14 protein-coding genes are annotated in these 14,895 nt (G+C 32.4%); 7 read left to right on the plus strand and 7 right to left on the minus strand.

The window, feature by feature from the left end; genetic code table 11:
* Positions 1-106: 106 nt before the first annotated feature.
* The gene (locus tag ACEN92_RS21200) at positions 107-490 is read right to left on the minus strand and encodes an ankyrin repeat domain-containing protein (RefSeq protein ID WP_495640312.1); all 384 of its coding nucleotides are present in this window, start codon (positions 488-490) and stop codon (positions 107-109) included.
* Positions 491-877: 387 nt separating this feature from the next.
* Here ACEN92_RS21200 and ACEN92_RS21205 point away from each other — a divergent pair, with 387 nt between their 5' ends.
* The gene (locus ACEN92_RS21205; protein WP_495640313.1) at positions 878-1,417 is read left to right on the plus strand and encodes an SRPBCC family protein; all 540 of its coding nucleotides are present in this window, start codon (positions 878-880) and stop codon (positions 1,415-1,417) included.
* A gap of 77 nt (positions 1,418-1,494) precedes the next feature.
* Here ACEN92_RS21205 and ACEN92_RS21210 read toward each other — a convergent pair whose 3' ends face one another.
* From ACEN92_RS21210 to ACEN92_RS21235, 6 genes are all read right to left on the minus strand, one after another.
* Positions 1,495-2,634 carry a glycoside hydrolase family 26 protein gene (locus ACEN92_RS21210; protein ID WP_495640314.1) on the minus strand — a complete coding sequence of 380 codons (1,140 nt, stop codon included), beginning with the start codon at positions 2,632-2,634 and terminating at the stop codon, positions 1,495-1,497.
* Between the two features lie 29 nt (positions 2,635-2,663).
* The gene (locus tag ACEN92_RS21215) at positions 2,664-3,620 is read right to left on the minus strand and encodes a phosphoribosylaminoimidazolesuccinocarboxamide synthase (protein WP_495640315.1); all 957 of its coding nucleotides are present in this window, start codon (positions 3,618-3,620) and stop codon (positions 2,664-2,666) included.
* A gap of 127 nt (positions 3,621-3,747) precedes the next feature.
* On the minus strand, positions 3,748-6,093 hold the full coding sequence (locus tag ACEN92_RS21220; RefSeq protein WP_495640316.1) for an alpha/beta hydrolase family protein: 2,346 nt from the start codon (positions 6,091-6,093) through the stop codon (positions 3,748-3,750).
* 179 nt (positions 6,094-6,272) lie between these two features.
* Positions 6,273-7,103: a Cof-type HAD-IIB family hydrolase gene (locus ACEN92_RS21225; protein WP_495640317.1), complete on the minus strand. Its 831-nt coding sequence runs from the start codon at positions 7,101-7,103 to the stop codon at positions 6,273-6,275.
* A gap of 119 nt (positions 7,104-7,222) precedes the next feature.
* Positions 7,223-7,594, minus strand: a complete 372-nt coding sequence (locus ACEN92_RS21230; RefSeq protein WP_495640318.1) for a DUF1801 domain-containing protein — start codon at positions 7,592-7,594, stop codon at positions 7,223-7,225.
* 160 nt (positions 7,595-7,754) lie between these two features.
* Positions 7,755-8,705, minus strand: coding sequence for a PhoH family protein (locus ACEN92_RS21235; RefSeq protein ID WP_078229967.1), 951 nt, complete (start codon positions 8,703-8,705; stop codon positions 7,755-7,757).
* A gap of 183 nt (positions 8,706-8,888) precedes the next feature.
* Here ACEN92_RS21235 and ACEN92_RS21240 point away from each other — a divergent pair, with 183 nt between their 5' ends.
* From ACEN92_RS21240 to ACEN92_RS21265, 6 genes are all read left to right on the plus strand, one after another.
* Positions 8,889-9,719, plus strand: coding sequence for an SAM hydrolase/SAM-dependent halogenase family protein (locus tag ACEN92_RS21240; protein WP_495642368.1), 831 nt, complete (start codon positions 8,889-8,891; stop codon positions 9,717-9,719).
* Positions 9,720-9,770: 51 nt separating this feature from the next.
* Positions 9,771-10,067, plus strand: a complete 297-nt coding sequence (locus tag ACEN92_RS21245; RefSeq protein ID WP_495640319.1) for a putative quinol monooxygenase — start codon at positions 9,771-9,773, stop codon at positions 10,065-10,067.
* A 43-nt stretch (positions 10,068-10,110) separates the two neighbouring features.
* The gene (gene gldF, locus ACEN92_RS21250) at positions 10,111-10,836 is read left to right on the plus strand and encodes a gliding motility-associated ABC transporter permease subunit GldF (protein WP_495640320.1); all 726 of its coding nucleotides are present in this window, start codon (positions 10,111-10,113) and stop codon (positions 10,834-10,836) included.
* On the plus strand, positions 10,836-12,521 hold the full coding sequence (gene gldG / locus ACEN92_RS21255; protein WP_495640321.1) for a gliding motility-associated ABC transporter substrate-binding protein GldG: 1,686 nt from the start codon (positions 10,836-10,838) through the stop codon (positions 12,519-12,521). Before gldF ends, gldG begins: the two co-directional genes overlap by 1 nt.
* A gap of 106 nt (positions 12,522-12,627) precedes the next feature.
* Positions 12,628-13,746, plus strand: coding sequence for a DNA polymerase III subunit beta (dnaN, locus tag ACEN92_RS21260; RefSeq protein WP_495640322.1), 1,119 nt, complete (start codon positions 12,628-12,630; stop codon positions 13,744-13,746).
* Between the two features lie 277 nt (positions 13,747-14,023).
* Positions 14,024-14,659: a DsbA family oxidoreductase gene (locus ACEN92_RS21265; RefSeq protein WP_495640323.1), complete on the plus strand. Its 636-nt coding sequence runs from the start codon at positions 14,024-14,026 to the stop codon at positions 14,657-14,659.
* Positions 14,660-14,895: the final 236 nt, after the last annotated feature.

Raw genomic sequence — 14,895 nt, forward strand, 5'->3', positions numbered from 1 at the left:
CAAAAAAGGATGACGCTTCTATCAGGGCTAAAATCAAAAAGACCTTCTATCCCTAGAAGGTCTTTGTATTTTTGCTTACTAATTCAAAAATATTTTGTGAAGCTAATTATTTTAAATCTTTCAAAATTGCGATAGCTTCTGTTGCATTTGATAACTGTGCATATTTTAAAGCCGTAAATCCTTTTTCATTTTTAGTGTTCGGACGAGCTCCATTAGCTAATAAAATTTTAATTATTTCCACTTTATTATAACGTGCAGCAACCATTAATGGAGACATATCATCTGATTGTTCATTTACATCAGCTCCATATTCAATAAATTTCATGACTATTTGCACGTCTCCTTTAGATATGGCAACATTTAATGGTGTTGCATCATAGGTTTTAATTAAACTGTTTTTTTCGATATTAACTGGCAAGTGATTAGATGCCATTGACACATTTGTAAAAGCCACTAAGGCTACTCCTAAAATAATGATTGATTTTTTCATAATGATTGTTTGTTAATTGATTGATTAATTATTGATGATTTTTAAAACTGATGTAAAAGTAATCTAAAAAATAATATCTTGTATTACAAGGTACTATGTTTAACTGTTTATTAACGTTTGCTTAATTTTAAAACTTTTATATTAATTTTAATATCTTATTCCCTTGCTAATATAGACGATGAAATACCTGAAATGTTACAGAATATCAAAATATTATATAAAATAAGCGAAAATTGTTATATTTTTTCAAAATCAAATCTTGACTTTTTTAACTTTACTTTAATATGAATGTTAAAATTTAACGATAGTATTTTTAAAACTAAAAAAAAACAAATGATTATATAATTTACACAAGTTTAAATTAATTAACCTTTAAACCACAAAAATATGGGAGTCATCAAAAAAATTCTTGTCGTTTTAATTTTAATTTTAGCAGTTGTATTAATTGCTGCTTACTTCATGCCAAAAGAATATGCAGTAACCAAAGAAATTACCATAAATAAACCCGTTGATTCGGTTTTTAATTATGTGAGATATTTAAAGAATCAAAACGAATTTAGTGTTTGGGCTAATATTGATCCTAAAATGAAATCAACCTACAAAGGAACTGACGGACAAGTTGGCTCAATTTCTGCATGGGAAAGTGATGTAAAGGATGTTGGTGTCGGTGAACAGGAGATAACAAAAATTACGGAAGGGAAACGTATTGATTTTGATTTACGTTTCAAAAAGCCAATGGAAGATAACGCAGTAGGTTTCATGTCTACAGAAACTGTTTCCGGAAATAAAACCAAAGTAAAGTGGGGAATAAGAGGTGTTATGCCTTACCCGATGAATTTGATGCTGCCCATGATGAAAATGGACCAGATGATTGGTAATGATTTACAAAAAGGACTTGACAACTTAAAAGTTAAAATGGAAGAATGATAAAGTTTTAGCCACAGATTATTCAAATTAAATGATTTACAAATCTGCTAATTTGAATAATCTGTGGCTAAAAAAAACTACTTCAATTTAATTTTTTTATTATAAACATTTTTTAAATCATTCTCAAACAAGGTATAAGAATCCTCATAAAATTTAATAAAATCAGGAACACTGGTTTGCCCGGGAAACGGAGCATAAAAATGTGTTGGACTTGTGGCATCATTACGCCAAACCAAAACATAAGCCAGTTCTAACTTCTCAGTTCGTAAAGTTTTAAGTAATGTTTCTGTCCACCAGGTTGCATTCGGAATTGATTCTAAACCTGTTTCAGTTAAGGCTGCTAATTTATTCTTTTTGATACCCACATCTGAAATTATTTTAAGTTTCCTGATGGCTGCTTCCAAATCATATTTGCCATCCCTGCCAAAATCACCATAATCATCCATACCAAACATATCCACATAATCATCTCCGGGATAACGTTCTAAATATTCTGTCTCAGAATTAAATCTATTGTCCGGAGAAAAAGCATAAATAAAATTATGAACACCTAAAGTATCTCTCAAGTAAGAAACAGTAAATTGCCAGACTGCAATAAAATCTTCTCGTGAAGTATATTTTTTTCCCCACCAGAACCAATCTCCGTCAAACTCATGATAAGGCCTGAAAATCATTGGTGCCAGAGAACCATCTTTTGCTTTTACAGAATGTGCAAAATCAGCAATGGCTTTTAAAATTCCTTTATATTGTTCATGACGGGAACCTCCGGGTTTAATTAATGACATGGCTGCTACCGAAACAGAATCTTTCCAATAAAAACCACCATCGGAAGCGGGGTTCAAAAAATGCCACGAAACAGTTGTAATTCCACCTCGTTCATAGGTTTCAATAATGTTCTTTTTGAGGGCTTCTTTTGTTTTTTCAATTGCATTGTTTGATTGTCCGGAAAAACCGCTGAAATCAATTCCAACTACGGCAGGATGCGAACCGGTAACTGATTTCACATCTGATCGATTAGTTTCATTTGACCATCCGTGTCCGTATTCGAGTGCATGCTGATGTCCGAAAAGAATATGTTCTTTTGAAATGGTTTTTAAATTTTGATATAAATTCCTGGTTTCTTTTGTCGCATTTTTGTCAATCTGTGCAAAAAGAAAATGCCCGGCTATCATAAATATAGATAGCAAGGCATTTTTTTTATTTGTAATAATGTTCATGGTTTAAATAGTTAGTTTAAACCCGAAAATTACTCTTTAGAAATAAGATAATCTAATACGTTTTTTTCAATACGTTGGTCAATATTATCAATATCAGCCTTAACGAATTTTTCACCCAAGATATTTTCATATAACTCAATGTATCTTTCAGAAACGGATTCGATATATGCATCAGTCATTTCAGGAATTTGTTGCCCTTCCTGACCCTGAAAACCATTTTCGATTAACCAGCGGCGTACAAATTCTTTCGACAATTGTTTTTGTTCTTCACCCTTATCCTGTCTTTCCTGATATCCGTCAGCATAAAAATAACGTGAAGAATCAGGGGTATGAATTTCATCAATCAAGACAATAACTCCATCTTTTGTTTTTCCGAATTCATATTTAGTATCCACTAAAATTAAACCACGGTCTGCAGCAATTTCAGTTCCTCTTTGAAATAAATCACGAGTGTATTTTTCTAAAACGATATAATCTTCTTCTGTAACAATTCCTTTAGCCAGTATGTCTTCACGGGAAATATCTTCGTCATGAGAACCATTATCAGCTTTTGTAGTGGGCGTTATAATAGGTTCCGGGAATTTATCATTCTCTTTTAAACCTTCTGCCATTGTTACCCCACAAATTTGTCTTTTTCCTGCAACATATTCACGGGCAGCATGGCCTGAAAGATAGCCACGAATTACCATTTCTACTTTAAAAGGATCACATAAATGTCCAACAGCAACATTTGGGTCTGGAGTGGCAATCAACCAGTTTGGTACAATGTCTTCAGTTAATTCCATGAATTTTGTTGCAATCTGATTCAAAATTTGTCCTTTGTACGGAATTCCTTTTGGTAAAACCACATCAAAAGCAGAAAGTCGGTCGGTAGCAACCATTACTAAAAGTTCGTCATTAATATTATAAACTTCTCTGACTTTTCCGCGGTAAACAGATTTTTGATTCGGGAAATTAAAATTTGTAGTTGTGATTGTATTGCTCATTATTCTTAGTTGTGTTGTGTTTTACGAATGCAAATTTAAAACTAATTAAAAGAAAAAAAGAATCTAATTTATATTCTTTTTTTTAGTCACAGTTTTCAGTCTCAGTCACAGTCTGCAAACCGAAAACTTATTTCAAGAGTGTTGAATTAAATAAATTTAAGATTCTGCTATATTCATCAATCCAGGAATATGTTTCTTTGAATCCGTGTGCCTCAACAGGAAAAGAAGCAAGGTTCCAGTTCTTTTTTTTCAACTCGATAAAACGCTGTGATAAACGAACAATATCCTTATATTCTACATTATCATCGACCATTCCGTGAAGCATCACTAAATTTCCTTTTAAATTATCGGCATAATAAATAGGAGAGCTTTTTTTATAAGAATCGGGGTCAGTTTCAGGGAAATTCAAAATATTTCCTGTGTATCCGTGATTATAATGTGCCCAATCCGTAACAGAACGCAATGCAGCTCCCGAAGCAAACTCACCGGGAGTCGTTAACATTCCCATTAAAGTGATAAAACCTCCATACGAACCTCCATAAATTCCAACTCTATTTGCATCAGTACCTAAATTATCCACCAGATATTTTTTACCATCAATATGATCCGATAAATCTTTTCCTCCCATAAAACGATAAATTCCGGTTCTGAAATCACGTCCGTAGCCATCACTTCCTCTGTAATCAATATCCAAAACGGTATAACCTAAGTCGGTTAACAAATTATGAAACATATATTCCCTGTAGTAATTACTCCAATAATTATGTGCATTTTGTAAATATCCAGCGCCGTGAACAAAAATTACAGCAGCTTTATTTTTATTATCTGTTTTAGGAGTATACAATCTCGCATTTATCGGAGTTCCGTCTTGTGCTTTGAACGTAATGATCTGAGGTTCCCTCCATTGGTATTTTTTAAAACTCTCGGAAGGCGAAGATGAAATTTGCTGCAATGTTGTATTCTTTTTGTTTTCGGCAATATAAAAATCCCAAGGGATATTTTTATAGGAATAACGTACCAAAAGTGTTTTTTCATCTGGAGATAAAATTACTTCGTTTGCTCCGTCCTTGGTTAAAATGGTTTGTAAAACACCATCGGCAGTATTTAATTTATAAAAGTTTCTGTTTCCCGGATGTGTTGTATTGGTTGTTAAGTAAAATACTTTTTTATCTTTTGATAAAGTTACATCACGAACTTCCCAATTACCTTTTGTTAATTGCGTTTTCTTTTTGGATTTTAAATTATAAGTATATAAATGAGAGTATCCGGTCGCTTCAGATTGAAAATATATAGTTTGATTATCTGCTAAAAAACCTAAAGTTCCGGAAGAAAAAGAATAAGACGGAATACCGGGGCCGCCAATCCATGCTTCATCATGCTGATGCTCAATTTCTTCAAAATCCCCTTTTTCAAGATTTAAATTCACTAACCATCTGTCTTTATTGTCCTGACTTCTGATTTCAACAATGGCAAAAGAGCCATCTTCATTATAAATCGGAGCCTGCGCTACAATTAGTTTATCTTCTTTGGCTTTGTTTTTCAAATTATCATATAATTCATAATACTTTGGAGTATCCTGAATGTGGCTTAAAGCCGAAAAATTTACAAAGTAAACGGAATCTTTTGCAACAGAATATATAGCAAAACGGGTTTTAACAAAATTCTTTACAGAAACTTTTTCCTTTGTTTCCTGCGTTTGGTTATAACCGTCGGCAGTTATAAAAACTTCCATTTTTTCCTGCTTAGTATCTAGTGGCTCAACTAAAATAAAAGTGGCGAAATTTCCATTTGGATTTACTTTTAAACTATAAAAATCATCTTTTCCATAGTAATATTCTTTTGAAAAATCATCTTTTACAGCTTTACTTTTAGCCAGATTCCATTCTTTTTTTGCTTCCTGATCTCTTATAAACTGAAATAATTCTTTTTGTTGAGTCTTTAAATAAGAATCTTTTTCAGGTTTGGGGTCTTTTTTGTTCCCTTTGTTGAAATTAGTAATTTGTAAAACGGTTCCTTCTTTGGTATTGTATTTAAAAATGTTATTATTTTGTTCGAAGAATATTATTCCTGTCTGATTTCCTAATTGCAAATTAGAAATAGGCGCAGATTGCTGTAATAACTTTTTGATTGATTTGGAATGAATAGAATACGAATACAGGTTTCCTTTGTCGAGATAATAAGCAATATCGGATCCAGATTTAATTTTAAAATCAAAATGAGAAAAGGCAGCTTCTTTCGGAGTTGCAGCTTCTGGTTTTGTCATTCCTTTTTGCCAAAAGTATGTACTTGCTCCCAATTCATCTTTTGGGTTCCATTCAAAGTAAACTTTTTTTCCATCTAATGACCAGCGTCCGTTTGTTGGTTGATTTCCAATATATGATTCGCCTTTCATTATTTCTTCTAACTTCAGATTTTGACTGCTTCCGGTTATTGAAAAAATTAAAAGAGCAAGGATAAAAAAGTTTTTTGTCATGGTTAGTACGATTTGAGAAAGCAAAAATACACTTTGAAAAGTATTAAAAAAATTGTGTTTAACTTTTTTGTAAGCTAAATCTTTATGGAATTGATTTAAAACAAAAAATCCTTGAAAAATTACTTTCAAGGATGAGGTTTTTTATGTGAAAAATTATTCAAAAGATAAATATACAAAACTTAATTTACAGCAAATTCTCTGTTTAGAATTTTAGACGAAATATATTTTGCTACTCCATCTTCTGCATTGGTTTTTATAATTTCTAAATCAGGTAATGTTTCTTTTAATAAAGTTGGTGCATTTCCCATAATTAGTCCTTTTCCTGATACCGATAACATCTGAACATCATTGAAGCCATCTCCAAAAGAAACCGCTTCCGCTAAAGTAAAACCTTCTTTTTCAAGTACTCTTTCAATGGCTACAGCCTTATCAATAGATTTATCCATAAATTCAAGGCAAGTTGGTAAACTGAATGCATGATGCAAATGCTCTGAAGAATTCGCGAGAATAGCATCTTTTAATTTTACTAATTTTTCATGATTATCACATGAAAAGAAAATTTTAATGGCTCCAAAATCTTCAAGAGTTTTATAATCTACCAATTCAGGGTGATATTTTAATTCGGATTGAAAAGCATTTAGTTTTTCGCTTAATTTATTGGTTTGCCAAACATTTTCCTTAAATAAAACCACAGTAATTTCCGGATCAATATCAACATTTAAAGCCGCTTTGACAATATCACTATCTAAATTGAAAGAAAACAATTCTTCTTTTTTCGGTGAATGGATTCTGGCTCCATTAGAACTCACTAAATAAACCGGAACTTCAAGTGTCTCTATAATAGCCATCGCATCAAGATGATGACGGCCTGTAGCAACAACAATAAGATAATTTTGATTGTGAAGTTCCTGAAAAACTGATTTGGTGTAATCTGATATTCTGTGTTGAGGGTTGAGTAAGGTTCCGTCTAAATCACTTACAACCACTTTTATATTTTTAAACTTAGTCATGTTAAAGATCAGGTATTTATGAGGTGCAAATTTACGGTATTATGAACGGAGGAGCAATTATTAAAGCTTGGAAATGGATAGGTTTATTATTTATTTAACTATTTCTTTAATAAATAATCTCATGTGTTTTTAATTTTTATAATGCCAGACTTATATAAGTTTAATGCTTTCTGTATAATATTTTCAATTTGTTCCAGAGGTAAATCTTCATCAGGATTAAACAACATAATTTTCATTCTGGAACGATTTTCCTGAATTAAAAATGTTTCTTCAAAGTGTTTTCCTTCCACAATTCCAATATAAGGTTTTTTGTGTTTTTTGTGAATCCATAAGTAGCAGAACATTTTCCCTTTGTAACAAAAAAATGGCATTCCGTATTTAAGAACGTTGGTGATGTCTGCATCTTTTTTCAGAATAATTTCTCTTAATGCAAAGAGTGTACCTTTTATAGGTTCTTCTTGGTTTAGGTAGAAATCATTTAGTTGTTTCATTAATTAATATAGCAATAAGAGTTGCGAAAGCATTTCAATCAAAAAAAATATTCGTTTTATGCATTTCTATAAAAGACCTGTATAAAACGAATATCATTAAATATCAAAACACATTTTACGATTTACATTTGACATTTTACTAAAAAAATATTTTACGAAATTAATCGTGATTTTCTATTTGTTTATAAGCGTCAATTACTTTTTTAACCAATCTGTGACGAACGATGTCTTTATCATCAAGATAAATAATTCCAATTCCGTCAACGTCTTTCAGAACTAAAATAGCTTCTTTAAGACCGGAAATAGTTCTGCGTGGTAAATCGACCTGCCCGGGATCACCCGTAATCATGAATTTGGCATTTTTTCCCATACGGGTCAAAAACATTTTCATTTGTGAGTGGGTTGTGTTTTGAGCTTCATCCAGAATTACAAAAGCGTTATCAAGGGTTCGCCCACGCATAAATGCCAGTGGCGCAATCTGAATAATTCCTTTCAAAATGTAATCTTCCAGTTTCTCATTTGGCAGCATGTCACGCAAAGCATCATACAGAGGCTGCATGTACGGATCAAGTTTTTCTTTCATATCGCCGGGTAAGAAACCAAGATTCTCTCCTGCTTCTACTGCCGGACGTGTTAATATGATCCTTTTTACTTCTTTTTCTTTAAGTGCTTTCACAGCCATAGCAACACCTGTATAGGTTTTACCGGTTCCCGCTGGCCCAACTGCAAATACCATATCATTTTTTTTGATGGTATCTACCAATAATTGCTGGTTGGGCGTCATGGCTTTTATGATCTTGCCGCCAACTCCATGAACTAATATTTTGTCATGATCTAATGATTTTCTTTCATCCTGGCCATCACTCATGATTACACGTTCAATTACATTATCATCAATATTGTTATATCGGGTAAAATGGAGCATCAGCCTTTGAAATCTTTTTTCGAATTCATCTAAAACTTCTTTTTCGCCAAATGCTTTCAAAGTCGTCCCTCGTGCTACTATTTTTAGCTTTGGGTAATACTTTTTGATTATTTCAAGATGAGTGTCTTGAGCGCCCCAAAAGTCTTTTGGAGCGATGTCTATGAGCTCGATTATTCTTTCGTTCAAATGAGGTAGTTTTAAATTAAAATTAAATCTTTCTATAAATCAATTGGCTGTCGGGTCTTTTTTATTAAAAATGCAATTTGTCTTTATCTTTCTTGCTTTTTTGTAATTACTATTACTAGCTTTGCATTTCTCAAATTTAATGAAAATTAGATTTAAATACTATCAATAGTTATAAACAAAATGATGTCAATAATTACCCTTACTACGGATTATGGCTTAAAAGACCACTTTGTTGGTTCGCTGAAAGGGAAAATCTTGTCTGAATATTCAGAAGCTAAAATTATTGATATTTCACATGATATAGATCCATTTAATACTGCCGAAGCAAGTTATATTGTTGGAGCATCTTATTTAAGTTTCCCAAAAGGGACTGTACATTTAATTGGTGTTGATATTGAACGTAATAAAGAGAATCAGCATATTGCCATGCAATGGAATGATCATTACTTTATATGTGCAGATAATGGTATTTTAAGTATGCTTACGCAGAAAATTGTTCCGCAGAAAATTGTCGAAATAAATATTCACGATCGTTTTCCCAGTGAATTCAGTGATTTGGATATTTTTATACAAGTGGCGTGTCATATCGCAAAAGGAGGATTGTTGAATGTCATTGGAAAAGAAATTCAGGAAATCAAACAAATTACGGAGTTACAGCCTGTGGTATCAAATGACGGAAACTCGATAAAAGGATATGTAATTTACATTGACCATTTTGGAAACGTAGTAACCAATATTTCTAAAAGGCAGTTTACGGAAATTGCTAAAGGACGTTCTTACGAAATTATAATGAAACCGAAGAATATTAAAACCATTTTACCTAACTATTCAGCAATTGCGACATCTGATAAATATCCAATCAAAACATATGAAGGCGAGAAACTGGCTATTTTTAATGAAGCAGGTTTCCTTGAAATTGCCATTTTTAGGAGCAATCCATCAAATGTAGGTTCGGCAAGCAGTTTATTGGGATTAAATTATCGGGATGTTATTACTATTCAATTTTTGAGTTAGTAATTCATCAAAATAAAATACATTTGCACCCAAATTGAATTAAAGGAATATATGTTTGTTCGAATAGTAAAAATGAGTTTTCATGAAGAAAAAATTCCTGATTTCCTGGAGAATTTTGAAATCATGAAAGACAAAATACGAAATGCAGAAGGAAACCGTTTTTTAGAATTGTATCAGGACAAAAATAACAAATGCGTATTTTTTACTTACAGTTACTGGGAAACTGAAAATGACTTAGAAAACTATCGACAATCTGAACTTTTTAATTCGGTTTGGGATTTTACAAAAAAGCTTTTCAATGAAAAACCTGAAGCCTGGAGTGTCGACAAACTTATAAGTTTAGAGTAATACAAATAAACAATTAACGATTAAACGAATAAACGTTTTTTACATGAAATCAATCATTTTACGAGAAATAAAATCTTTTTTTGGTTCTCCAATTGGATATTTGGTCATTGCGATTTTCTTAATCAGCAGTGGTCTTTTTTTATGGGTTTTTGAAGGAGATTACAATATATTGAATACAGGTTATGCTGATCTGACTCCGTTTTTTACATTAGCACCGTGGATTTTAATTTTCCTGATTCCGGCCGTTACGATGAGAAGTTTCTCCGATGAAAAAAAACAAGGAACTTTAGAATTGCTTTTAACCAAACCATTATCGATTTGGGAAATTGTAAACGGAAAATTTTTAGGTGCTGCATTTTTAATCATTTTAGCAATTGTACCTACATTTATCTATGTAAAAGTGATTTCGAATTTGGGTTTGCCGGAAGGAAATATTGATATGGGAAGTACTATCGGTTCCTATTTTGGTCTGTTATTCCTGATTGCTGCTTATTCTGCCATTGGTATTTTTACTTCTACACTTTCGGAAAATCAAATTGTTGCCTTTGTTATTTCGGTTTTTATCTGTTTTTTCTTTTATTTCGGATTTGAAGGTTTAGCTTCATTAATTCCCAATGCTTCCGGTATTATTTCAGTATTTGGAATGCAGGATCATTTTAAAAGTATGAGCAGAGGTGTAATTGACACTCGAGATGTGATTTACTTTTTGAGTATCACTGTATTGTTTTTGTCTTTTACCGTTTATCAATTAAAATCTTTTAAAGCCTAATGAAAGCAGCTACTCAACAAAACATCAAGACTTTAGGGATTACAGTTTTTGTTTTAATTGTTTTAAATGTACTGGGAAGTTTGTTTTTTCAACGATTTGATTTGACCAAAGATAAGCGATATACTTTATCTGAAACTTCCTTGCAGATCGTAAAACAAGTTAAGAATCCGTTATCGATTAAAATTTATATGCAGGGTGATCTTCCTGCGGACTTTAGACGCTTGCAACAGGAAACCAGACAATTATTAGAAGAATTTCAGGCGTATAACAGCAATATCGTTTTCGAATTTGTCAATCCTTTGGAAAATAAGGATGAAAGCATGGATATGGTAAAGTCACTTTATCAAAAAGGGCTTACTCCTATAAATATTACCGTTGATGATAAGGGGAAACAGTCTCAGGCAATGGTTTTTCCCTGGGCAATTGCAGTTTATAACAATAAAGAAGTTAATATCCCATTGCTGAAAAACATAATGGGGGCTTCAACCACACAGAAAGTAGTTGGATCAATACAGCATTTAGAATATTCTATTGCCGATGCTATAAATAAAATTGCCAAAGAGAAACAAAAGAAAGTTGCTATTATAAAAGGAAATGGCGAGATGAAAGAAGTTCACATTGCCAAAATGTTGATGCAAATTCGCGAAAGCTATTATATTGGTCCTTTTACATTAGATTCGGTTTCTAAAAACCCAACAGGAAGTTTAGAGGCACTGAAAAAGTATGATCTAGCCATTATTGCAAAACCAACTGAAACTTTTTCTGATGAAGAAAAACAGGTTTTGGATCAATTTATCATGAACGGCGGAAAAACACTTTGGTTAATAGATCAGGTTACAGCCGATATGGATAGTCTGTACAATCAGGCTGGTGCTACTTTGGCATATCCGAGAGATTTAAACCTGAATGATATGTTCTTTAAATACGGATTCAGAATTAATCCTGATTTAGTAAAAGACGAGCAGGGCAGCCCAATAAAATTAGCAACAGGAGAACAGGGAAGTGCTACACAATATCAGGATTTCATTTGGAAGTATGCTCCGCTTGTCACACCGGAAGCGAAACATCCTATTGTAAAAAATTTAGGCGGAGTCAAATTTGATTTTGCCAGTCCAATTGATACTTTGAAAAACGGAATCAAAAAAACAGTACTATTAAAATCGTCTCCGTATTCTAAGAAAATTGGAACCCCAACTGAAATCAATTTAAATATTGTAACAGAGAAATCTACACCTCAGGACTATATCAATAAAGGAAACCTGCCACTTTCTGTTTTGTTAGAGGGAAATTTTCATTCAGTTTTTGAAAATCGTGTTTTACCATTTAAGGAGGATTCATTTTTATCAAAAGGAAAACCTACAAAAATGATTGTTATTGCTGATGGGGATTTAGCTAAAAACCAATTGGATAAAAACATGATGCCTGTAGAATTAGGATATGATCAGCGTTCCGGAAACTTATATGACAACAAGGATTTTGTAATGAACTGCATTAATTATTTGTTAGATGATACCGGACTTATTAACATTAGAAGTAAAGATTTGAATTTGCCATTATTGGATAAAGAAAAGGTTTATGAAAATTACAGTCTGGCACAATTCATAACTATCGGAATGCCAATTCTAATTTTATTGGTTTTTGGATTAGCTTTTACCTACATACGAAAAAGGAAATACAGTAAATAGATGTTAATAAAAAAATTGTAAAACTAAGATTGTTTACGATATATTTGTAAAATGTATCCCAGTGGGCAAAAAACCAATAAATACATAAAAAAATAAAACAAAACAGATGAAATTTATAGTATCGAGTTCGTACTTATTAAAACAATTACAAGTTTTAGGTAGTGTAATTAACAGTAACAATACGTTGCCTATTTTAGATAACTTTTTATTTGAACTAGACAATAATGAGTTGACAGTTTCTGCTTCAGATCTTGAAACGACAATGTCGGCTACATTATCAATCGATTCTACAAGTAAAGGAAGTGTGGCTGTGCCTGCTAAACTTTTACTTGAAATTTTAAAAACGTTTCCTGAGCAGCCTTTGACTTTTACAGTTGAAGATAACAATACAGTTGAAATCAGTTCTAACTCAGGAAAATATGCTTTGGCATATGCTGCCGGAGAAGAATTCCCTAAATCAGTACATCTTGAAGATCCATCAGTAACCCTTGTTCCTGCTGATGTTTTAGCAACTGCTGTTAGCAAAACTATTTTTGCAGCCGGAAACGATGATTTACGTCCTGTGATGTCTGGGGTTTTCTTTCAGTTCTCACCAGAAGGATTAACATTTGTAGCAACAGACGCTCATAAATTGGTAAAATACGCTCGTACGGATGTGAAAGCGTCTCAGGTAGCTGATTTTATTATGCCAAAGAAGCCTTTGAATATTTTGAAAAGTATTTTAGGGAGTTCTGATGCTGAAGTAAAAATTGAATACAACGATTCAAATGCGACTTTTTCATTTGATAACTATATTTTAATGTGTCGTTTGATTGATGGAAAATATCCAAACTATGAAGCGGTAATTCCAAAAGAAAATCCAAACAAATTAATGATCGACCGTTCTTTATTTTTAAGTTCTGTTCGTCGTGTGGCAATTTTCTCCAACAAAACAACACATCAAATTCGTTTAAAAATTGCAGGAGCTGAATTAAATGTTTCTGCTGAAGATATCGATTATTCAAATAAAGCCGAAGAAAGATTGACTTGTGATTATCAGGGAGATGATTTACAAATTGGTTTCAACTCTCGTTTCTTAACAGAAATGTTGACAAACTTACAATCAGATATGATCATGTTAGAGATGTCATTACCTAACAGAGCCGGAATTTTAACACCAGTTGATGGTTTGGAAGAAGGTGAAACTGTTACAATGCTGGTAATGCCTGTAATGTTAAATAGTTAACATCAAAATCTCTTTTTGTTACAGGGATTTTTTTTAGTTTCAAATTAAAGACATATCATTGTAAAAAAAAATATCGCTATTAACCAACCATTTTTTATACCTAGAAACCGCAATTCCTATAAAGAATTGCGGTTTTTTATTTTAGCTCAGTTTCAGTTAAAAAGTTTCAGGGTTCAAGTTTAAGTTTTATATTTTGTGTGAAATTTTGCGGTAAACAAATACAATGAAGGGAAACATGGAACTTGAAACCTGAAACAATTTTCTTTAACTTTGTAATATGAAAATAGAAATTTGGTCGGATATCATGTGTCCGTTTTGTTATATCGGTAAAAGACAATTGGAAATGGCTTTAGAAGAATTTCCAAATGAAGAATTTGAAATTGAATGGAAAAGTTTTCAGCTTGACCCGTCAATAACTCCGCAGTCGGGTAAAGATGTTTATACGTTTTTGGCTGAACGAAAAGGTATTTCTATAGAGCAATCCGTAGAAATGCACAAGGGTGTTGTAGAACGGGCGAAAAATGTAGGCCTCGATTATCACTTTGATAAAGCCATTATTTCAAATTCCTTAACAGCCCATCGAATTATTCAATTGGCTAAATCAAAAAGCCTGGGTGATCAAATGGAAGAAATTTTCTTTAAAGCTTATTTTACAGATGGGCGTGATTTAAATGATGATTCAACCTTGATGGAGCTGGCATCGCAAGTTGGTTTAAATCCGGCAGATGTTCAGGAAGTTGTTCAAAACGAAAATTTATATTTAAAAGAAGTAAAGGCTGATACTGATGAAGCACGCGAAATAGGAGTACAGGGCGTTCCCTTTTTTGTTTTTGATAGAAAATATGCTATTTCCGGAGCGCAGCCCCTTGAAACTTTTGTGCAAACAATTAATGAAGTTAGGATTAAGAAATAAACCCAATACATAACATATTAAACCCGACAGTTTTTAGGATCTTGTCGGGTTTATTTTTTTATAGATATAGGTATGGAGAAAATTATACTATTATATTATGGGTAGTTTGTCAGGCTGAGTAGAGTTGACCGTTTGAAATTGGAATTTGGGATTTTGCTATTGAGATTTCGCTATTGGATTTTTAGGGAGCTTGATCCCGCTATTCCCTTCAATCTTTTGCTTTTTAAAGGAAAAAG

Source organism: Flavobacterium sp. Flavsp81 (assembly GCF_059491325.1).

What these genes read in the sequence shown, in the direction of transcription:
- ACEN92_RS21200 (WP_495640312.1), bottom strand. Translation starts at nt 490, where the DNA reads ATGAAAAAATCAATCATTATTTTAGGAGTAGCCTTAGTGGCTTTTACA.
- ACEN92_RS21205 (WP_495640313.1), top strand. Translation starts at nt 878, where the DNA reads ATGGGAGTCATCAAAAAAATTCTTGTCGTTTTAATTTTAATTTTAGCA.
- ACEN92_RS21210 (WP_495640314.1), bottom strand. Translation starts at nt 2,634, where the DNA reads ATGAACATTATTACAAATAAAAAAAATGCCTTGCTATCTATATTTATG.
- ACEN92_RS21215 (WP_495640315.1), bottom strand. Translation starts at nt 3,620, where the DNA reads ATGAGCAATACAATCACAACTACAAATTTTAATTTCCCGAATCAAAAA.
- ACEN92_RS21220 (WP_495640316.1), bottom strand. Translation starts at nt 6,093, where the DNA reads ATGACAAAAAACTTTTTTATCCTTGCTCTTTTAATTTTTTCAATAACC.
- ACEN92_RS21225 (WP_495640317.1), bottom strand. Translation starts at nt 7,103, where the DNA reads ATGACTAAGTTTAAAAATATAAAAGTGGTTGTAAGTGATTTAGACGGA.
- ACEN92_RS21230 (WP_495640318.1), bottom strand. Translation starts at nt 7,594, where the DNA reads ATGAAACAACTAAATGATTTCTACCTAAACCAAGAAGAACCTATAAAA.
- ACEN92_RS21240 (WP_495642368.1), top strand. Translation starts at nt 8,889, where the DNA reads ATGTCAATAATTACCCTTACTACGGATTATGGCTTAAAAGACCACTTT.
- ACEN92_RS21245 (WP_495640319.1), top strand. Translation starts at nt 9,771, where the DNA reads ATGTTTGTTCGAATAGTAAAAATGAGTTTTCATGAAGAAAAAATTCCT.
- gldF (WP_495640320.1), top strand. Translation starts at nt 10,111, where the DNA reads ATGAAATCAATCATTTTACGAGAAATAAAATCTTTTTTTGGTTCTCCA.
- gldG (WP_495640321.1), top strand. Translation starts at nt 10,836, where the DNA reads ATGAAAGCAGCTACTCAACAAAACATCAAGACTTTAGGGATTACAGTT.
- dnaN (WP_495640322.1), top strand. Translation starts at nt 12,628, where the DNA reads ATGAAATTTATAGTATCGAGTTCGTACTTATTAAAACAATTACAAGTT.
- ACEN92_RS21265 (WP_495640323.1), top strand. Translation starts at nt 14,024, where the DNA reads ATGAAAATAGAAATTTGGTCGGATATCATGTGTCCGTTTTGTTATATC.